The organism is Vibrio celticus, from assembly GCF_024347335.1.
GTDB classification, from domain to species: domain Bacteria; phylum Pseudomonadota; class Gammaproteobacteria; order Enterobacterales; family Vibrionaceae; genus Vibrio; species Vibrio celticus.
This window is the reverse complement of the sequence record NZ_AP025463.1, coordinates 3,471,300-3,491,170: the sequence shown is the minus strand read 5'-3', so window position 1 is coordinate 3,491,170 and position 19,871 is coordinate 3,471,300. Positions and strand designations below refer to the sequence as shown.

At 45.2% G+C, this 19,871-nt stretch carries 16 protein-coding genes; 9 read left to right on the top strand and 7 right to left on the bottom strand.

Annotated features, from left to right (window positions below; translation table 11 throughout):
• Window positions 1–138 precede the first annotated feature (138 nt).
• From hemB to OCV19_RS25105, 4 genes are all read left to right on the top strand, one after another.
• Window positions 139–1,182, top strand: coding sequence for a porphobilinogen synthase (gene hemB / locus OCV19_RS15665; RefSeq protein ID WP_017060158.1), 1,044 nt, complete (start codon window positions 139–141; stop codon window positions 1,180–1,182).
• Window positions 1,183–1,258: 76 nt separating this feature from the next.
• Window positions 1,259–1,693 (top strand): GNAT family N-acetyltransferase, encoded by a 435-nt coding sequence (locus OCV19_RS15660; protein WP_065675947.1) that lies wholly within the window; start codon window positions 1,259–1,261, stop codon window positions 1,691–1,693.
• A gap of 679 nt (window positions 1,694–2,372) precedes the next feature.
• A complete protein-coding gene (polA, locus tag OCV19_RS15655; RefSeq protein WP_065675948.1) occupies window positions 2,373–5,171 on the top strand; it encodes a DNA polymerase I in 2,799 nt (932 codons plus the stop codon).
• A 193-nt stretch (window positions 5,172–5,364) separates the two neighbouring features.
• Window positions 5,365–5,412 (top strand): hypothetical protein, encoded by a 48-nt coding sequence (locus OCV19_RS25105; RefSeq protein ID WP_438356636.1) that lies wholly within the window; start codon window positions 5,365–5,367, stop codon window positions 5,410–5,412.
• A 266-nt stretch (window positions 5,413–5,678) separates the two neighbouring features.
• On the opposite strand, the gene OCV19_RS15650 is transcribed toward OCV19_RS25105, so the two are convergent.
• Window positions 5,679–6,278, bottom strand: a complete 600-nt coding sequence (locus OCV19_RS15650) for a GTP-binding protein (RefSeq protein WP_065675949.1) — start codon at window positions 6,276–6,278, stop codon at window positions 5,679–5,681.
• A gap of 218 nt (window positions 6,279–6,496) precedes the next feature.
• Window positions 6,497–7,156 carry a ribosome biogenesis GTP-binding protein YihA/YsxC gene (yihA, locus tag OCV19_RS15645; protein WP_065675950.1) on the bottom strand — a complete coding sequence of 220 codons (660 nt, stop codon included), beginning with the start codon at window positions 7,154–7,156 and terminating at the stop codon, window positions 6,497–6,499.
• Between the two features lie 148 nt (window positions 7,157–7,304).
• Here yihA and OCV19_RS15640 point away from each other — a divergent pair, with 148 nt between their 5' ends.
• The 5 genes from OCV19_RS15640 to hemN all read left to right on the top strand — a co-directional run bounded on the left by OCV19_RS15640 (window position 7,305) and on the right by hemN (window position 11,845).
• On the top strand, window positions 7,305–7,922 hold the full coding sequence (locus OCV19_RS15640) for a c-type cytochrome (RefSeq protein ID WP_012602993.1): 618 nt from the start codon (window positions 7,305–7,307) through the stop codon (window positions 7,920–7,922).
• 557 nt (window positions 7,923–8,479) lie between these two features.
• Window positions 8,480–9,118, top strand: coding sequence for a class I SAM-dependent methyltransferase (locus OCV19_RS15635; protein ID WP_019826511.1), 639 nt, complete (start codon window positions 8,480–8,482; stop codon window positions 9,116–9,118).
• Window positions 9,118–9,675: a Der GTPase-activating protein YihI gene (gene yihI, locus OCV19_RS15630; protein WP_017060163.1), complete on the top strand. Its 558-nt coding sequence runs from the start codon at window positions 9,118–9,120 to the stop codon at window positions 9,673–9,675. Before OCV19_RS15635 ends, yihI begins: the two co-directional genes overlap by 1 nt.
• 6 nt (window positions 9,676–9,681) lie before the next feature.
• Window positions 9,682–10,170, top strand: a complete 489-nt coding sequence (locus tag OCV19_RS15625) for a DUF2489 domain-containing protein (protein WP_017060164.1) — start codon at window positions 9,682–9,684, stop codon at window positions 10,168–10,170.
• Window positions 10,171–10,453: 283 nt separating this feature from the next.
• Complete coding sequence (hemN, locus tag OCV19_RS15620; RefSeq protein ID WP_065675951.1) at window positions 10,454–11,845, top strand: oxygen-independent coproporphyrinogen III oxidase; 1,392 nt, start codon at window positions 10,454–10,456, stop codon at window positions 11,843–11,845.
• Between the two features lie 83 nt (window positions 11,846–11,928).
• Here the strand turns inward: hemN and gepA are convergent, their stop codons facing one another.
• The 5 genes from gepA to glnA form a co-directional block, all read right to left on the bottom strand.
• Entirely contained in the window at window positions 11,929–14,511 is a 2,583-nt protein-coding gene (gene gepA / locus OCV19_RS15615; RefSeq protein ID WP_065675952.1) for a phosphodiesterase GepA, read from the bottom strand.
• A 107-nt stretch (window positions 14,512–14,618) separates the two neighbouring features.
• Window positions 14,619–16,022, bottom strand: coding sequence for a nitrogen regulation protein NR(I) (glnG, locus tag OCV19_RS15610; protein ID WP_065675953.1), 1,404 nt, complete (start codon window positions 16,020–16,022; stop codon window positions 14,619–14,621).
• Window positions 16,023–16,143: 121 nt separating this feature from the next.
• Window positions 16,144–17,220, bottom strand: a complete 1,077-nt coding sequence (gene glnL / locus OCV19_RS15605; protein WP_019826501.1) for a nitrogen regulation protein NR(II) — start codon at window positions 17,218–17,220, stop codon at window positions 16,144–16,146.
• 168 nt (window positions 17,221–17,388) lie between these two features.
• Entirely contained in the window at window positions 17,389–17,952 is a 564-nt protein-coding gene (locus OCV19_RS15600) for a DUF4124 domain-containing protein (RefSeq protein WP_065675954.1), read from the bottom strand.
• A 233-nt stretch (window positions 17,953–18,185) separates the two neighbouring features.
• The gene (glnA, locus tag OCV19_RS15595) at window positions 18,186–19,595 is read right to left on the bottom strand and encodes a glutamate--ammonia ligase (protein WP_065675955.1); all 1,410 of its coding nucleotides are present in this window, start codon (window positions 19,593–19,595) and stop codon (window positions 18,186–18,188) included.
• Between the last annotated feature and the right edge of the window lie 276 nt (window positions 19,596–19,871).

Below are 19,871 nucleotides of genomic sequence, written 5' to 3'. Positions count from 1 at the left end.
TTGCCATTTATCCCTATTTTTGAGTGGGTTTCATATTTTACTGCTAGCGTCCTGAGCCATCAGTGATATGCTTTTGCCTGTATTTAGCACTTTTCATATCTAAGTATTTCGGTGCTTAGACTAGGCAAGGAGAATCTAGTGTCTGTTTCAATTCAAGGTCAATTCCCAGGTCGCCGTATGCGCCGTATGCGTAAGCACGACTTTAGCCGTCGCCTAATGGCAGAAAATCAATTGTCTGTGGATGATCTAATCTACCCAATGTTTATCCTGATGGGTAAAGACCGCCGCGAGCCTGTCGAGTCAATGCCAGGTGTTGAACGCTTGTCGATCGATTACATGCTCGAGGAAGCAGATTACCTGTCAAAACTGGGTGTTCCTGCGATTGCTCTATTTCCAGTAGTGAACCAAGATGCTAAAAGTTTATGCGCAGCTGAAGCTCATAACTCAGAAGGTTTGGTGCAGCGCGCTGTACGTTTACTAAAAGAGCATGTGCCAAACATTGGCGTTATTACTGACGTAGCACTAGACCCGTTCACCACTCACGGCCAAGACGGCATCATCGATGAAGATGGTTACGTGATGAATGACGAGACGACTGAAGTGTTGATCAAGCAAGCATTATCACACGCTGAAGCAGGTGCTGACGTGGTTGCACCGTCAGATATGATGGATGGTCGCATTGGTAAGATCCGTGAAGCGTTAGAAGAAGCAGGTCATATTCATACTCAAATTATGGCGTACTCCGCGAAATACGCATCGTGCTACTACGGTCCATTCCGCGACGCAGTCGGCAGTGCTTCGAACCTGAAAGGTGGTAACAAGAAGAACTACCAGATGGATCCTGCGAACAGCGATGAAGCGATTCACGAAGTCGCGATGGATCTTAATGAAGGTGCGGACATGGTGATGGTTAAGCCTGGCATGCCTTACCTAGACATCGTGCGTCGTGTGAAGCATGAACTTCAAGCGCCGACATTTGCATACCAAGTGTCTGGTGAGTATGCGATGCATAAAGCAGCGATTCAAAACGGTTGGCTGAAAGAGCGTGAAACTGTCATGGAATCACTGCTGTGCTTTAAGCGCGCTGGTGCTGATGGCATTCTTACTTATTTCGCTAAAGATGTGGCTGAGTGGCTTGCAGAAGACAATGCACAAGCCGCAGAGCACTTAAAAGAAAAGTAATCGTGTAGAGCTCACTTAAGTGATCAGTAAAGGGTTGGCCATTGTGCCAGCCCTTTCGTTTATAAGGATGAATAAGATGTCAGTTGTCGTACGTGAAGGTTCTTTAGAAGAAGTGGTGTCTGTGGTCGAGCTGATCTCTGAGTTCGCTAAAAAAGAGAGCGTCGCTTCTCTTTCAGAGCGGCTAGCAGGGAAAAAGAACCTTATCTTAGTGGCTGAAGAAGCTGGCGTGTTGCTTGGCTTTAAGATTGGCTATGAATTGGGTCAAGATACTTTTTACAGCTGGTTTGGTGGCGTGTCACCGCTCGCGAGGAACAAAGGCGTTGCACAAGCGCAATTAGACGCTCAGGAACAGTGGGCGAAAGAGCAGGGCTACAGACAGTTAAGGGTTAAGTCTCGTAACCAGTTCCCTGCAATGTTGCGCCTGTTATTGAGAAACGGTTACCTAATCGAAAAATTTGAAGAAAAAGAAGACATTAATGACCATAGAATCCATTTTTTGAAGCAAATTTAAGCACTGTTGTTAACGGTTCATAAATTAAATGAGATTTATTATCATTTAATTGTTGACTATTAAATGAGAATTATTATTATTAACTTCGTCTTAGGGAATGAGGAAATGTTCACAAGGATGTTAAGTACTCAAGTATCTACTTGGTTACCCAACAGAATTCTCGCGAACTTGTACTAAGTTCTTTTTGACACGACATTGCTCACATTGCTTCCAGTGTAATTTATAGCTTTTAGGTAAAGCTGTGGTATTCAATTTGAATGGCTTTACCGGTTTTTGCTAGGCGACATCTTCGGGTGTCGCTTTTTTTATACCTACCATTTCAACAAGATGCATATTTAGTGGCACGTATTTTTATGAATAAAATGCCATCAGCATTCTTTTCCACAACGCAAGATCGAGAAAAGATCATTGATCATCTGTTCGATCTGTAAAATTGTTCTTTATTTTCAGTTGTTTATTGGTGTTTTTTGAGTTGTTCACCTTAGTTCTCAACAGGGTGGATAAATAATATAAACAGAGTTATCCACAGAACGCTTGCGTCTAAGAACAAAAAATAACAACAAATCGATTATAACGAACACAACCGAGTGAACGGATACAGATCGACAACGTGGAATCCAACCAACAGACGTGGCATTCTTAACAGATAATTTCTGTACTTACTGGATACACAAACATTATGGCTCGTATTCCTGATAATCCATTGATTCTGATCGATGGCTCTTCTTACCTATATCGCGCGTTCCATGCTTACCCTGGCACAATGAGCAATGGTGATATCCCAACTAACGCTGTTTACGGTGTAGTTAACATGCTGCGCAGCATGATGCGTCAATTTGCTTCTGATCGTATTGCGGTAATTTTTGATGCGAAAGGAAAGACGTTCCGTGATGACATGTACCCAGAGTACAAGGCAAATCGTCCACCTATGCCTGATGATCTTCGTTGCCAGATTGAGCCTTTGCACAATGTGATTCGTGCAATGGGTTTGCCACTTATCTCTATTCCCGGCGTTGAAGCGGATGACGTGATCGGTACGCTTGCTTCTCAAGCTTCTGCGATGGGTATGCCTGTGCTTATTAGTACTGGCGATAAAGATATGGCCCAGCTTGTCGATGATAATGTTACTCTGATCAACACCATGACCAACGTGGTAATGGATCGTGAAGGCGTGATTGAGAAGTTTGGCATTCCGCCAGAGCTGATCATCGACTACCTTGCGCTGATGGGTGATAAAGTCGATAACATCCCTGGTGTTCCGGGTGTCGGTGACAAGACAGCGACCGCTCTGCTGCAAGGCATTGGTAGCATCGAAAAGCTGTATCAAAACCTTGATGATATTGCCGCTCTTGGCTTCCGTGGTTCAAAAACTATGGCTAAGAAGCTGATTGATAATAAAGACAACGCTGAGATGTCTTACGAGCTTGCAACGATCAAGCTGGACGTCGAGTTAGAAGAGACACCTGAGTCGCTTGTAAAAGCACAACCAAACACGGATGAGCTGATTAAGCTATATGGTCAACTGGTCTTCAAGTCTTGGTTGAACGAGCTACTTGAAGGTGGCAGTGGTGTGGTTGAGGCGGATGAAAAGTCGGGCGCAGTGCGCAGCAATACGGCATCAACCACTTCTACCGTAGAAATGAACACCTCTGCCGTGACGATTGATCGCAGCAACTACGAAACCATCCTCGATGAAGCGTCATTCAATGTTTGGCTAGAGAAACTGAAAGCGGCTGAAGTGTTTGCTTTCGATACTGAGACAGACAACCTAGATTACATGGTGGCGAACCTCGTTGGCCTGTCATTCGCGACTGAAGAAGGCGTTGCCGCTTACGTACCGGTTGCCCATGATTACCTAGATGCACCGCAGCAGTTGGATCGTGATTGGGTACTTGAACAGCTTAAGCCGATTCTTGAAGATGATGCACAAGCGAAAGTAGGTCAGAACCTGAAGTACGATATGAGTGTGCTAGCGCGCTACGGTATCGAGATGAAAGGCATCAAACACGACACCATGTTGGCGTCTTACGTTTTCAATAGCGTAGGTGGCAAGCATGATATGGACAGCCTAGCGCTGCGTTTCCTACAGCACAGCTGCATCTCATTTGAGCAAATCGCAGGTAAAGGTAAGAAACAGCTTACTTTCAACCAGATTGAGTTGGGTGAAGCGTCTCCATACGCAGCAGAAGATGCTGACGTGACACTACGTCTTCATAACCGTTTGATGGAAAACATTGAACAAGATGAAAAGCTAAAAGCCATCTATGAAGAAATCGAAGTACCACTGATCCCTGTAATGTCTCGCATTGAGCGTACTGGCGTATTCATCGATGACATGCTGCTAGGCGCTCAATCACAAGAGATTGCGGTTCGTCTGGATGAGCTAGAACAGAAAGCCTACGAGATTGCTGAGCAAGAGTTCAATATGAACTCGCCAAAACAGCTGCAAGCGATCCTGTTTGAAAAAATGGGTCTGCCTGTTATCAAGAAAACGCCATCAGGTGCACCTTCAACCAACGAAGAAGTGCTGCAAGAGTTGGCTCTTGATTACCCGCTACCTAAGCTGATCATTGAGTATCGTGGCCTTGCGAAACTAAAGTCGACCTACACGGATAAACTACCGAAGATGATCAACGCTGAAACGGGTCGTGTTCATACGTCTTATCACCAAGCGGTGACAGCAACGGGTCGTTTGTCTTCAACAGATCCAAACCTACAGAACATCCCAATTCGTAATGAAGAAGGCCGTCGTATCCGCCAAGCATTTGTTGCACAACATGGCTGGAAGATTCTAGCGGTCGATTACTCTCAAATTGAATTGCGTATCATGGCGCACCTTTCGGGTGATAAAGCGCTTCTGGAAGCATTCCAACAAGGCAAAGATATCCACGCGGCAACGGCTGCTGAGATCATTGGCGTTGATATTGAGAGTGTGACTACTGAACAACGTCGTCGTGCTAAAGCCGTTAACTTCGGTCTTATCTATGGTATGAGTGCCTTTGGCTTGGCTAAGCAACTGGGTATTCCTCGTGGTGAAGCACAGCACTACATGGATACTTACTTCGAGCGCTACCCTGGTGTGATGCAGTATATGGAAGACACGCGCAGTGCCGCCTCAGAGCAAGGCTTCGTTGAAACCATTTACGGTCGTCGTCTGCACCTTCCTGAGATTCAATCTCGTAATGGCATGCGTCGTAAGGCTGCTGAACGCGCGGCGATCAACGCGCCAATGCAAGGCACAGCGGCTGACATCATTAAGAAAGCGATGTTGTTGGTGGATGAGTGGATTCAAGCGGAAGGCGATGGTCGTGTAAAACTGCTTATGCAGGTACACGATGAATTGGTGTTTGAAGTGGAAGAGTCATCTTTAGCCGAAATTGAAAGTAAAGTACAAGAATTGATGGAATCTGCTGCAGAGCTAGAAGTGCCGCTTGTCGCGGAAGCTGGCCACGGTGACAACTGGGATCAAGCCCACTAATCAGTTTTTGACCTTAATAAGCAAATTAGTATGAGCCAGTGCACAAACACTGGCTTTTTTTTGTCTCAAATAAAGTTAAGTCGCAATAAGAATTTAGGTGTTTTAATAAAACATTCATGAAAAAAAACTACAAAAGTTGTTTTCATTTCTGAGCAATTGTTGTACATTAAATCTCGTAGGGTACAGAGGTAAGATGTTCTATCTTTCAGACCTTTTGTTTCACGTTATTGGATTAGGCTGATTCAGCCGCCCCAGTCAGTATTTGACTGGGGCGTTTTTTCTTGTGCGAAAGAAAAATATTTCCAACCTACCATTCCCCCGTAAAACCTCTCATTTTTAGCGCCTTTTATTACACTTTCTCAAGCACAGTGATAAACCCCTGATTTGCCTTAGATCTGGAATTCGATCAGCGTTTGGTAATTTAAATCCGTCTCTAAGTCGATTGTTTTATCACTTGAAATAACTTTTATTTTACAAGTTATCGATAAAGGATTGATGGCTCACGCCTTATTTATCAGTGTATTGAGTCGGTGAATGCTCAATGTAATCCATGATTTTCTGTTGTTTCTCGGTGCTGTATTTCAGTGCTTCGGCGGTGATCTGGATGGATTGCGCCATCGAAGAGATATTGTTGGTCGCTTTTACCAAGGTTTGCTGCATGGGTTTCAGGATAAGCAGATAGATAGCGGTCAAAGCGATAATAATCACACCGATAACGGCTGCCAGCGCAATGATGATCTTGGTCTGAATGTCATCCAACAGCACTTGGCTGGTTTGTTTAAAGGCGAGTCGAGATTGGTCTAAGGCCTGTGGCAGTTGATTGAGGGATGTCTTGGTGGAGCTCGCAAGCTTATTGATGCTTTCAACGGTTTGATTGAGGGCTTGTTGCTGGTCGTCGCTTAGATTGGGGTTGTTGACTATCGCCTGCAAAGATTGCGATATCACCTCAAGAGACTCACTCGCATCTTGGGCGTACTTTTCCATGCCATCTAGGTCTAAGGTCATATCGACATTGATCAGTGGGGCTTGTTCTTGTTCTGGTTCAGAGGCAAATCCTGTCAGTGAGACCAACATAAGTGCAATGATGGCCAATGGTGTTTTCCACATGAGTATTCCTTTCTCATTGTTTTGATTATTTAGATGTGTCTTTTAGTATGGTTCACTTCTATTGGTTTTAGTGGGTAAATCCGATCTTTAACACTAAAAACTTAGGCTTAACTCACTAATTTTTGGGCAAAAAAATACCCCACCTATATAAGGAGGGGCATTGATAAGGCTAAATCACGTGTTGTCAGTGAGTTAACCTATAGCGATAAGTAGGGAAACTACTCTGAGTCGTTGTGCTCTTCGTCCGCTAACTCATCAATGATTTGATCAGCAAGCGCTGGGGCAAACCACTCATCCATCTTGGCACGCAGTTGGTCTACGCCGATGCTCTTCATTGAAGAGAAGACATCAACCGCAACATCACCACCGAAAGATTTTGCATCGTTACGGATTTTCAGTAGCTGTGCTTTACGCGCACCACTTTTCAGTTTGTCTGCTTTTGTTAACAAAACCTGTACTGGGATGCGGCTATCGATAGCCCAGTAGATCATTTGTTGGTCAAGGTCTTTCATTGGGTGACGGATATCCATCAATACCACTAAACCTTTCAGGCTTTCACGTCGTTGTAGGTATTCACCTAGCGACTTCTGCCATTTTTTCTTCATCTCAAGTGGTACTTGAGCAAAGCCATATCCAGGTAAATCGACGATATGACAACCGTCCGTTACCTTAAATAGGTTGATTAGCTGAGTTCGACCGGGTGTTTTACTGGTTTTCGCCAAGCTTTTTTGGTTAGTAACGCGATTTAGCGCGCTAGATTTACCAGCATTGGAGCGTCCTGCAAACGCAATTTCGATCCCTTCGTCTTCTGGTAAATGACGAATATCAGGTGCACTGGTAATGAAATGCGTGTTTTGATAATGAATTTTTACGCTCACTGTTAACTCCATCTCGACTTTGTGTAGTCGATTGATTACTTTTTTGTGAATTTGTGTAAAATAACCGTGCTCGGCATAAGGTCGCCTATTGTACCATGAGTGGCAACATAGAGTGGTACTGGAAGCTTGATAATTATAATGGAATGTCATGAAGAAATTAGCGCTAATTTTGAGTCTTTTAGCCAGCTGCTCAGTATGGGCTCAAGGTAGTATTGAAGCTGGTAAAGCCAAATCACAAACATGTGTTGCCTGCCACGGTGCTGACGGCAACAGTCTGATCACTCAGTACCCTAAGCTGGCCGGTCAACATGAGAAGTATCTAGAGAAGCAGTTAAAAGAGCTTAAGCTAGGTATGACAAGTGGTGGTAAGCAAGGTCGTTACGAACCTGTAATGGGTGCAATGGCGATGCCTTTATCTGAAGAAGATATGGCTGACCTAGCGGCATACTACGCCTCTCTACCTATCTCTAGTAACTCTACGCCTGAAAATGTAGTAGATGAAGGTAAGGTTCTTTACACAGCGGGTAACGCAGAACGCGGCGTAACGGCGTGTATTGCTTGTCACGGCCCACGTGGTAATGGTACCGAACTTTCTGGTTTCCCTAAGATTTCAGGTCAGCACGCAGATTACATCAAGGCTCAACTTGAAAAATTCCGCGATGGTGACCGTAATAACGACATGAATGCGATGATGCGTGATGTAGCTAAAAAGTTAACAGACGCTGATATTGATACCTTATCGAAGTACGTTGGTGGTTTACACTAATTTGTCGGTTTCTTGCTCTTAGCCAGAGTAAAGGAATGTACGTTCGAGCGAGAGTGAAGAGACGCCCCGATCAGTAATGGTCGGGGCGTTTTCTTTTGTATTGGTTTTATTAATGCATTTTGCATTTATGTCTGATTTATCAATGTGTGATCGATTTGTATACAAAAGTGTGAAGTCGCACTCTTGTAGTCTTTTTGTAACACGGTAAAGTAACCGCCATCAGCTAGGAGCTGACTTAGATATGGATGATCATCTAGTCTAACGGTATAGACAGAAACGGATCAGGCTAGGACAGCCCAGCAACAAGGTGTTAGAAAAGGATAGCCAAAACTCATCAGGACGATGAACAACAAACAAATTTGGCATGGAAAGCACCAATAACAAATGGAGATTTGTGTACCAAGTTGAGTATGCAAATTTTGGCCGATATAGGCAGATTTAGAGAGCGATAGGTTTTCCTATCGCTTTTTTTATTGATTTGATGAAAAAACACCCAATACCTCTCCACTATAAACTCAGTTTCTGGTATGTTTCGCATCCCTGTTTAAGGATGTGCTATGTATACTTGTCCCTTATGCCATCACCAAGGCGTGAATCACTATTTTGAAGACAAACGCAGAGCCTATCTGCAGTGTCAGCAATGTGAACTGGTATTTGTTAAACCTGAACAAAGGTTAGAAGCAAAAGAAGAAAAAGCACACTATGATCTCCATGAGAACGATCCTAGTGATGCAGGCTATCGCCGCTTTTTATCTCGCATCGCGGATCCACTAACAGACAAAATTTCATCTAACTCACAAGGGTTGGATTTTGGTTGTGGCCCAGGCCCTACGCTATCTATTATGTTAGAAGAAGCCGGACACACCATGGAGTTGTACGATATCTATTACCACCCAGAACCCTCTGTGTTGGAAAAAACGTATGACTTTATGACTGCCACGGAGGTGATAGAGCATCTTTATCACCCAGACAAAGTGTGGCAGCAATGGTTGAATTTAGTTAAACCCAAGGGCTGGATTGGTCTTATGACTAAACTAGTAATAGACGTAGACGCGTTTGCTGGTTGGCACTACAAGAATGACCCGACACATGTCGTCTTCTTTAGTCGTCAAACATTCCAGTTTTTGGCAGAGCGGGATAAGCTCGAACTAGAATTTTTTGGAAATGATGTAATTTTACTGAGGAAAGTGCAGTAATGGGTCGTAGTAAGAAATCAAGAAAGCCGGGAGCACTTGGCGCTCCGGAGCCTATGGTTACTCGTAACCGTAGTGAATCTGATGTTGAAGGTCGTGAACGTAAGCGTGTTAAAAAGCGTAAAGGCCTTAAGTCTGGCAGCCGTCACTCAGATGGTAGCGAAGCAAAACAGCGTAAAGCTGCACAAGCTCGTGATCCACGTTTAGGCAGCAAGAAAAAAATTCCGCTGATCGTTGAACCAGCGAAGAAGCCGACTAAACAAGAGCGCAAGCTATCTAACGAACAAGAGTTAGAGATGCTTGAGAATGATGCTCAACTGAACACACTGCTAGATCGTATCGAAAATGGTGAAAACCTAGGTGCTGGTCTACAGAAGTTTGTTGATGAGAAACTTGATCGTATCGAACACCTAATGGGCCGCTTAGGTCTACTAGAGCCAGAAGACGATGAAGAAGAGATCTTCGAAGAAGCACCGGTTGCCTCTAAGAAGAAAGCGAGCTCTGACGAAGACTTGCTATCTCAATTCGAAGATTTCGATTTAGACAGCTTTAAAGGTTAATAGCCAATGAACGTAACCTTATTAGCAATTGCTGGTGGAATTATCATTCTCGGCTTGGGCTCTTACGCAGGTTACCTTCTACTTCAAGTGAAGAAGCAGACGGAGTTGCAAAAGCAGCATCAAGCACTTGCCATTGAAAAACGTAACGCGACGATTTACGAAAACGTAAATACTTTGTGCTTAGCGGGCATTCAAGGGCAATGTGACTTACCTGAGATCAGTATCCGAGTGTGTATCATTATGGATAATGTTCAGGGTGATGAGCGTGTCGATTTTGATTCTGAGTATCCTGCTCTTTCTGAGTTGTACCATATCGTAAAAGATATGGCTCGCGGAGAGGCAAGACAGGAACTGACGAAGAAAGAACGCATGCAGCAGAATCTCACGCGCCACAAGGCAGAGACTCGCTTGAATGATGCGGTCATTGAAGATCTGAAAAGGTTGCAAGAGAAGGTTAAACCTCTCAACAACCAAATCAACATTCAGATGATCTAGTCGCTAAGACTTTTAAAATAGAGGCTTGTTTAATACAGGGTGTTCTTGAGACACCTTATCTTTAGAGGTAGTGTTAAATGAGCCTTCTTACCTTTTGCGTCTCGTTAATCCCGACGCTTTGTTAGTGATCAAGCTAGCAGTTCTGAGTTTTTGTCTAAAAAATTGATTTTGTCTTGGAACGACCTTACAGGTCGTGTGGCAAAATAACCCGTCTATATTTTAATGTATGTAAAATGATTTGAGAGACCTTAGGTTCTCGCGGATCTAAATTGGAAATACCGCTATGTCGAGCAAGCCAGTAACAACGAATCAGCAAATCGTTTGGGATCAAGAGATCTTAAACAAGTACAACTATTCGGGACCTCGTTACACCTCATACCCAACTGCGTTGGAGTTTCATGAAGCGTTTACCGTCGCTGATTACGACATGGCGTGTACTCAATATCCTGAGCGTCCACTCTCTCTTTACGTGCATATCCCGTTCTGCCACAAGCTTTGCTACTACTGTGGTTGTAATAAGGTCATTACTCGTCACTCGCATAAAGCGGATGAGTATCTTGATGTGATTGAACATGAAATCCGCCAACGCGCCTCTTTATTGAATGGCCGTGAAGTGACGCAATTGCACTTCGGTGGTGGTACGCCAACGTTCTTGACCAAGACACAAATCACTCGCTTGATGATGATTCTACGTGATGAGTTTAACTTCACCGCTGACGCTGAAATCAGTATCGAAGTTGACCCGCGTGAGATTGAGCTAGACGTACTCGACCACCTACGTAGCGAAGGCTTTAACCGCCTGAGTATTGGTGTTCAAGACTTCAATAAAGAAGTACAGAAGCTGGTTAACCGTGAGCAAGATGAAGAGTTCATCATTGCAATGGTTCAACGTGCCAAAGAATTAGGCTTCCGCTCAACTAACCTTGATTTGATCTACGGCCTACCAAAGCAGACTCAAGTGTTGTTCGCTGAAACATTGAAGCAAGTGCTAGAGATGAAACCAGGTCGTTTATCGGTATTTAACTACGCACACATGCCTCAGCTGTTTGCGGCGCAGCGTAAGATTAAAGACGAAGATCTACCTGAAGCGAAAGAGAAAATGGCTATCTTGCAAGATACCATCGAGACGCTAACGGGAGCGGGTTACCAGTTCATCGGTATGGACCACTTTGCTCTACCTGAAGACGAGCTAGCAGTAGCACAGCGTGAAGGCATTCTGCATCGTAATTTCCAAGGCTACACCACCCAAGGTGAAGCTGACCTAATTGGCTTCGGTGTTTCTGCTATCTCTATGGTCGGTGATGCTTACGCTCAAAACCAGAAAGAGCTGAAGAAGTACTACGCACAAGTTAACGACCTGCGTCATGCACTTTGGAAAGGCGTTGCTCTAGACAGTGACGACCTTCTACGTCGTGAAGTGATCAAGCAGCTTATCTGTAACTTTAAGCTTGATAAAACGATGATTGAATCTGAGTTCTCGGTTAACTTTAATCGTTACTTCAAAGAAGATTTAGGGCTGCTGCAAACCTTCATCAACGATGAGTTGGTTGAAGTCGACGACAAAGAAATCCGCGTGACTCTGCGTGGTCGCTTGTTGATTCGTAATATCTGTATGTGTTTTGACAAATACCTACGTGCCAAGGCTCGCCAACAGCAGTTCTCTCGCGTGATCTAATCGCTCGATTGAGAATAGAAACATAAAAAATGCCAGCATCATGCTGGCACTTTTGTATCTGACTCATTCGATTTCTGCCTGATTTAGGTGAGGCTCTCTTTGGTATTTTGCTTGACCTTGGCACTTTGATTAGTGTTACTGAGGTCGGTAGGCCATTGGTCAAACGGAACTGGGCGACTGTATAAGAACCCTTGAGCAAGCGGGCACTGCAGCTGCTTGAGAAGTTCAGCCTGTTGTTGTGTTTCAACGCCCTCTGCCACCAAGCTTACTTTGAAGCCCTTAGTGATGTTAACGATGGCCGCGACGATGGAGCTATCTAGGTTCTCTTTATCAAGTTTGCTGACAAAGCTGCGGTCGATCTTAAGGCAGTCGAATGGCAGTTTGTGTAAGTAAGCCAATGACGAATAGCCGGTACCAAAGTCATCAATCGCAATTGATATCCCTAGTGCTTTTAGAGTCAGCATGTTATCGATGATGGTCGGGTCGTTGTCGACGATGCGTGATTCGGTGATCTCTAGTGTCAGGTTGCTTGCTGGCAGATTTGTGTCTCGCAACGTGCCTTTTACTTGTTCCACAAAGTCACTTTCGCTTAGCTGAACGACCGACAGGTTGACGTGAATAGAGAAGTCCTTGCTCCATTTTCCTGACTCAATCGCGATGGCTGTATCTCGACACGACTTATGCAGAATTTGTTTTCCGATATCGTAAATGAGCCCGCTCTCTTCCGCGAGAGGAATGAACTCGAGTGGCGAGATCATTCCTTCATCGGTTATCCAGCGAGCTAAAGCTTCTGCTCCTATGGTCGAGCCAGATTCCAGATCAATAATAGGCTGGTAAAACGGTTCGAACTGCTGAAGCTCAATCGCTCGATTCATCCGCGCTAGCATCTTGGTTCGATGTCTTGATGCTTTGCCCATTTCAGGGCTATAAATACTGACACTGGTTTTGTCTTGTTTCGCATTGCTCAATGCAATGCTGCTGCTGCGTAGCAGGAGTGTAATGTCGTGAAGATTCGAGACATTCACTATCCCCATCGATACCTTAATCACCACGCTTTCCGATTCCATTGAAAATGGGGAAGCGAAGGTTTGAAGTAAGCGGTTAGTCAGCAGCTGAACATCATCGCTTTGCGTTACGTTTGGCGCGTAGATGGCAAACTCATCACCACCAGTGCGAGCTAGTAGGTATTCGGATGGCAGTGTGCCTCTTAAACGAGCGGCCGCAATGATAAGTAGCTGGTCGCCATTGTAATGACCTAGGCTGTCATTGATGTCTCGGAAGCGATCAATACCAATCAAATACAGTGTGCCTTTTTCGTTGTCAGGGTGTTTCTTGGCAGCATCAATAAAGCCTTCACGGCTGTATAGTTTGGTTAATGAGTCATAGGTAAGCTGAGACTGTAATGCATGAAACGAAGCCTTTAAGTTGTTGGTCATTTCATTGAATGACTCGACCAGCATGCTGGTTTCATAGATATGCCCTGTTTTTGGCATGCTCGCGTCCCAATCGCCCTTAGCAAGGCGTCTTGCCGCATCTGCTGTCGAGGTGATGGGTTGGGTTGCGCGATTAAAGGCAATTAATCCTGCAATGACCCCAATGCAGCTCAGTGCTAGCCCAAGCAACCAACTGTTTCTTTGATTTTCTGGCAATTCACCGAGCAGATTGCTTTCAGGGATCGACACCCCAATAAACCACGTGAGCCCGTGCTCATCTTCGTATGGGGTGATTTGGTTGAAGTAGCGTTCGCTGTCTAGGCTAAAGCTAAAGCGCTGCTCGCCCAAATTCTCGATTAGGTGGAATTGCTCTACGTAGCTAGCACTCTCACGTATGACTGGGTTAGCACTCTCTGTTGCCAGTTTGCGTTGCCCTTTGTTGGTTTTTCCTGTGCCCCATGAAACGACACTGCCTCCACCTGAGTGTGCGACCAAGCGTTGCTGTTTATCGATGATATAAACAGAGGCATCTGTTCTATCTTTGAGTCTTTTGAGAAACGCATTGAAGGTATTGATTTTGATGTCGCTGACGACGACTGCTTTGAATTCATTATCATCATAGATCGGCGCGAGAGCGGATAAGGTGATTTCTTGGCGTTCGTCAGCATTGGCATAAATTGGTGACCATACTGCTCTTTTCTGTGTCGCAACGGGTGTGTACCAAGGACGGATTCTTGGATCGTAACCTGAAATCACCGATCGAATGTCTTCACTAATCTTACTACCACGGTAAATGACCAACTGATCATTGGTGCGCTCGTCTTGCACCATCAAGGTGTAGCCTTTGTTGGCTTCTTTACGGAAACCAACGTAGTTACCATCTTCAGAACCAAAGCCGATTACATCGAGTTGAGGTACAGCAGTATAATGGTCTGAAAACGTATAAAAAATATAGTCTTGAACCTTGCTGAGATTACCGGGCTGATAAAGATGGTGGTAGCCGATGTTATGGCTGAGCGAGAGGTTCGCGTGAAATGGCTTTTCTAAAAAATTGGACAGGCTTTGGTGAACGTGATCAGTAAGTGATGTTAGCTGGCGTGCACTAACATCACTCACCATCTCTTTGTAGCTTTGCTTTTGAGTAAAAACCATTACGCCCATAGTGAATAGAAAAATCATCACGAATGGCAGAACCACTGCGGTTCTCAAGGTAATTTGTGTTTTCAAAGACATCTTTAGCTACAACTTTGGTGAATAGTGTACTGTAATTGTACCGACACTATTCAAACCAAGCGACACTTTTTTGGTTAAAAAGTAGCTGCATCGAGAGTCATATTAGGTCAGTACAGCTCTTTAAGCTTGCGAGTTAGGGTGTTTCTTCCCCAACCTAAAACCTTGGCAGCATCTTGCTTGTGACCATTAGTATGGTTGAGTGCAGCCTCAAGCAGTATACGTTCAAACTCTGGTAGCGCATAAGTCAGCAGTTCTTTTTCTCCTGAATCAAGCGCACACTTCGCCCAATTAGCGAGCAGTTGTTGCCAGTTATCTCCACCCCCTGAGGTTGTCACCACTTTTTCTTCTATCAGCTCTGGTGGTAGGTCTGAAGGAAGAATTTCGCTGCCGCTCGCCATCACGGTGAGCCAACGACAAATGTTCTCTAGCTGACGCACATTACCCGGCCAATTGAGCTGGTTGAGCTTCAAAATGGTCTCAGGATGCAGCGTCTTCACTTCAACACCGAGCTCTTCGGCGGCGGATGCTAGGAAGTGATGAGTCAGCTTTTCAATGTCTTGTTTACGTTCGCGCAGTGCCGGGATATGGATTCGGATAACGTTGAGTCGGTGGAAAAGGTCTTCACGGAAGTCGCCTTCATGTACCAAGCGCTCAAGATCTTGGTGGGTTGCAGCAACGATACGAACGTCAACCTTAACCGCAGAGTGCCCACCCACACGATAAAATTGGCCATCAGAAAGTACACGTAGTAAGCGAGTCTGAATATCGAGTGGCATGTCGCCGATTTCATCAAGAAACAGGGTGCCACCGTTGGCTTGTTCAAAGCGTCCTTGGCGAACGCTGTTAGCACCGGTAAAGGCACCTTTTTCGTGGCCAAACAGTTCAGACTCGATCAGATCTTTGGGGATTGCTGCCATGTTCAAGGCAATGAAGGGCTTCTTAGCTCTTGGGCTGTGACGATGCAGAGCGTGAGCGACCAATTCTTTACCAGTACCAGATTCACCATTAATAAGAACCGAAATGGATGAACGAGATAAACGGCCAATCGCTCGGAAAACTTCCTGCATTGCCGGTGCTTCACCGATGATTTCTGGTGCATTGGTGTCTTCGGCTACTTCGCTGGCTTGTTCTCGCTTTTGCTCTTGGCTGTGTGCGATGGCTCGCTCTACTAGAGTCAGTGTCTCATCAATATCAAACGGCTTAGGCAGATACTCAAAAGCCCCTTTTTGATAAGCATTCACCGCCGCATCAAGGTCTGAGTGCGCGGTCATAATGATCACGGGCAGGTCGGGAGAGCGCTGGTGAACTTGGTGTAACAGCTCAATCCCATCAATGCCGGGCATGCGAATATCAGACACCAAAACGTCTGGCGTTTCTCGTTCAAGCGCAAGTAACACGCTCTCAGCATCAGCAAATGTTTCGCACTTTATATCCGCAGATGAAAGTGTTTTCTCTACTACCCAGCGGATAGAGCTGTCGTCATCGACGACCCAAACGTATCCCTTACTCATAATTCAATTCCTTTGCAGCCAAATCTATTGTGATAATCATTGTTGTTTTTATGATGTCTTAATCTTTGTGTTACCGAGTTAAGCCTTTCATCTCGCTGTCCAATCACGAGGTTCTTGTGACCTAAATCGGTAGGTAAATCGTGAATGTGGTGTTGCCCGGCCAGCTTTCAACATCAATTTTCCCATTGTGTTGATCGATCAGGTTTTGAGAAATCGATAGCCCCAGCCCTGTTCCACCTTCTCGTCCGCTGACCATTGGGTAAAACAAGGTATCTTTTAAATCATCGGGGATGCCCGGACCGTTATCGCTGATCTCAATACGAGCCGCGAGTTTGTGTCGCTGTCCGTGAATATTTGCTTGATGCACCGTTCTGGTGCGAATGGTGATTTTTCCAGAATCCTGAGTCTTTAGAATCTGCGCTGCATTGCTCACGATATTGAGCATCGCTTGTTCAACCTGTGCCGAATCCATCAAGATGTCCGGTAGGCTAGGGTCGTAATCCCTTTCGATGGCGAGCGTTGAACCCGATTCGAGCTCTACGAGCTGCCTGACTTTCTCAAGTATCTGGTGAAGGTTCTCTTCTGATTTAGTCCCCGGCTTCTGTGGGCCAAGCAGACGGTCGACTAATGCTCTTAAGCGGTCGGCTTGCTCAATAATGATCTGCGTATATTCATTAAGAGACTGATCAGGAAGCATTTTCCCAAGCAACTGCGCCGCACCTCTTAAGCCACCTAGTGGATTTTTGATCTCATGTGCTAACCCGCGTACCAGCAGCTTAGCCGCTTGTTGTTGTGCATGTTGGTTTAGCTCTTGGCTAAGGCGTCTTTGCTGGTCTATTTTGCGCATCTCAACCAATAACAGCGTCTCTCGCTGCCAAGATATTGGGCTAACCGTGACTTCAAGCATCAGTGGGCGGTTATCAACAACGAAGGTAACGTCACTGTCGGTAATGCTCTGGCCACTTTGTAGCGGTTGCGTCAGAAGCGCCAAATCAAGTGAAGCGTGTTGGATAAGTTGGCTCAGTGGATGATCAACGATGCGTCGTGCGCTCTGTGAAAAGAGCTGCTCAGCCGCCGGATTGGCGTATCGGACATACAGTTGCTCATCGAGCATCAATGTCGAAGTCACCATATTGTCGAGAATGGCGCTGGAAAGATGATGTGTATCTATGCTGTCGCTTTTGGCTGATCGATTCACTATTTCGTCCTTGAACTGGTGTTTTTCTCACTGCACCAAATTGGTGCGTAGCTAAGTTCAAGTATGGCGCATATCAACCAGAAGCTAAAGATAATTCATTAGAGTCGCTGAAAGCTGCTTCGATTAGGTGAAAAGTAGAGGTTATTTGGCCTCTTTTAACACATTGGCCTACTTGAGCGTCGCTCGATGTAAATACACGGTGACTGGACTAGTAGATGCAATAAGCTTGCCGCTTCTATGTGCTTGAATTGCAATGGTGTGAGTACCTCGATCGATACCTTTTAATTCCCAAATAGGTTGGGTCTGTGGGGCGCCATATCGACGGCCATCGAGTATCAATTGTAATTGCTCCCCGATACCAAGTTTTCGGTTGAGCTCTATCTGAATCGGGATTAAGCCGCGGTTGTTGCGAATGGTTTGATCATGAACTGGTGTCAGCATGGTGAGGGCTAATTGAGTGGGAACCTCGCGCTCTGTGGTTTCGGTTTCTGCCTGGGCTTTAGCTGGTGTTTTAGTTGTAGAGGAAGCAGCGGCGTCAACCGGAGTCGAGGCCTCAAATTTAGGGGCGGGTGCTGAAGCTTGCACATCTGGCAGGCGAAGAGCCTCGGCATCTTGAGCACTAGGGTTATCACTAAAGTGGAGCACGCCATCTTCATCTACCCAGGTATACACCGTTTGAGCAGAGCACGAGAGCGTGACTGTTAACCCGATGAGGAACAGTATGTTTTTCATATCTTTAGCCTCTTTTCACCGTTAGGTGATTTCACGTTTGGCGTTAGCTTTGTTATTGATTTTATTGTATTTAGTTCGACAGGCTCTGAGGGCTTTTGTCTATTATCTAAGGCATGGTACGAGGAAGCAGGGGGAGGGAGAATATAAAAAAGGCCCGCCTGCGAGGCGAGCCTAATATTTAGTCAGCGATTCTTACAAGGTTGCAGTAAGAAATGGCTTATCTCTACCAGAGATTAAACTGAGTAGTACAGTTCAAACTCAAGTGGGTGTGTAGCCATGTTCACGCGTTGTACGTCGTCAGATTTCAGAGCGATGTAAGAATCGATGAAGTCGTCAGAGAATACGCCGCCAGCGGTTAGGAACTCACGGTCTTCGCTAAGCGCTGCTAGAGCTTCTTGTAGAGATTCTGCAACTGTTGGGATTTCAGCTGCTTCTTCTGCAGGAAGGTCGTATAGATCTTTATCCATAGCTTCGCCTGGGTGAATCTTGTTCTTGATGCCGTCAAGGCCAGCCATAAGCATTGCTGAGTAGCATAGGTATGGGTTAGCTGCTGGGTCACCAAAACGTAGCTCGATACGACGTGCTTTAGGGCTTGGTACTACTGGGATACGGATAGAAGCAGAACGGTTACGTGCTGAGTAAGCAAGCATTACAGGTGCTTCGAAACCAGGTACAAGACGCTTGTACGAGTTAGTTGATGGGTTAGCAAACGCGTTGATTGCACGAGCGTGCTTGATTACACCACCGATGTAGTAAAGAGCCATTTCAGATAGGCCGCCGTACTTATCACCAGCAAACAGGTTAACGCCGTCTTTTGCTAGAGATTGGTGAACGTGCATACCAGAACCGTTGTCACCAACTAGTGGCTTAGGCATGAATGTCGCTGTTTTACCAAATGCGTGAGCAACGTTGTGTACAACGTACTTGTAGATTTGAGTTTCATCAGCTTTCGCTGTTAGCGTGTTGAAGCGAGTTGCGATTTCGTTTTGACCCGCAGTTGCTACTTCGTGGTGGTGAGCTTCAACAACTAGGCCCATCTCTTCCATTACTAGACACATTGCTGAACGGATGTCTTGAGATGAATCTACTGGAGCTACTGGGAAGTAACCGCCTTTAACGCCAGGACGGTGACCTTTGTTACCGCCTTCGATGTCAGAACCTGTGTTCCAAGCTGCTTCTACGTCATCGATCTTGAAGAAAGAACCAGACATGTCGTTTGAGAACTTAACGTCATCAAATAGGAAGAATTCTGGCTCTGGACCAACTAGAACTGTGTCTGCGATACCTGTAGAACGTAGGTACTCTTCAGAACGTTTAGCGATAGAACGTGGGTCACGGTCGTAGCCTTGCATTGTTGCAGGCTCAAGGATGTCACAACGGATGTTTAGCGTTGCGTCTTCTGTGAATGGGTCCAGTACAGCAGATGCTGCGTCTGGCATCATTACCATGTCAGATTCGTTAATGCCTTTCCAACCAGCTACTGAAGAGCCGTCAAACATTTTGCCTTCTTCGAAGAAGTCTGCATCAACTTGGTGAGAAGGAATAGAGATATGCTGCTCTTTACCTTTTGTATCAGTAAAACGTAAGTCGATAAATTTAACTTCGTTCTCTTGGATCAGGGATAGTACATTTTCTACTGACATCTTGGATAACCTCCAGTGTTATTAATTCGGTATTAGCTCGATTCGGTTGAAACTAGCATTGATTAATGTCTATAAGTGCATTAATCGATGCTGATTTATCTATAGCCAAAAACGTGCCAAAAAAATTATTCCATTAATTTCAATGATTTACTTGTTTTGCGGTTTTGCTTAATCTGGTTTTTGCACCAAAATGATCTCTAGTTGCACTTTATTGGTGCAACCGTTTGTCTGTGCACCAATATGAGACATAAGCGAGCACCATTCAGCAATGAATTG

What these genes read in the sequence shown, in the direction of transcription:
- glnA (WP_065675955.1), bottom strand. Translation starts at nt 19,595, where the DNA reads ATGTCAGTAGAAAATGTACTATCCCTGATCCAAGAGAACGAAGTTAAA.
- yihI (WP_017060163.1), top strand. Translation starts at nt 9,118, where the DNA reads ATGGGTCGTAGTAAGAAATCAAGAAAGCCGGGAGCACTTGGCGCTCCG.
- glnG (WP_065675953.1), bottom strand. Translation starts at nt 16,022, where the DNA reads ATGAGTAAGGGATACGTTTGGGTCGTCGATGACGACAGCTCTATCCGC.
- OCV19_RS15625 (WP_017060164.1), top strand. Translation starts at nt 9,682, where the DNA reads ATGAACGTAACCTTATTAGCAATTGCTGGTGGAATTATCATTCTCGGC.
- OCV19_RS15600 (WP_065675954.1), bottom strand. Translation starts at nt 17,952, where the DNA reads ATGAAAAACATACTGTTCCTCATCGGGTTAACAGTCACGCTCTCGTGC.
- OCV19_RS15650 (WP_065675949.1), bottom strand. Translation starts at nt 6,278, where the DNA reads ATGTGGAAAACACCATTGGCCATCATTGCACTTATGTTGGTCTCACTG.
- hemN (WP_065675951.1), top strand. Translation starts at nt 10,454, where the DNA reads ATGTCGAGCAAGCCAGTAACAACGAATCAGCAAATCGTTTGGGATCAA.
- gepA (WP_065675952.1), bottom strand. Translation starts at nt 14,511, where the DNA reads ATGTCTTTGAAAACACAAATTACCTTGAGAACCGCAGTGGTTCTGCCA.
- polA (WP_065675948.1), top strand. Translation starts at nt 2,373, where the DNA reads ATGGCTCGTATTCCTGATAATCCATTGATTCTGATCGATGGCTCTTCT.
- OCV19_RS15640 (WP_012602993.1), top strand. Translation starts at nt 7,305, where the DNA reads ATGAAGAAATTAGCGCTAATTTTGAGTCTTTTAGCCAGCTGCTCAGTA.
- OCV19_RS15635 (WP_019826511.1), top strand. Translation starts at nt 8,480, where the DNA reads ATGTATACTTGTCCCTTATGCCATCACCAAGGCGTGAATCACTATTTT.
- OCV19_RS15660 (WP_065675947.1), top strand. Translation starts at nt 1,259, where the DNA reads ATGTCAGTTGTCGTACGTGAAGGTTCTTTAGAAGAAGTGGTGTCTGTG.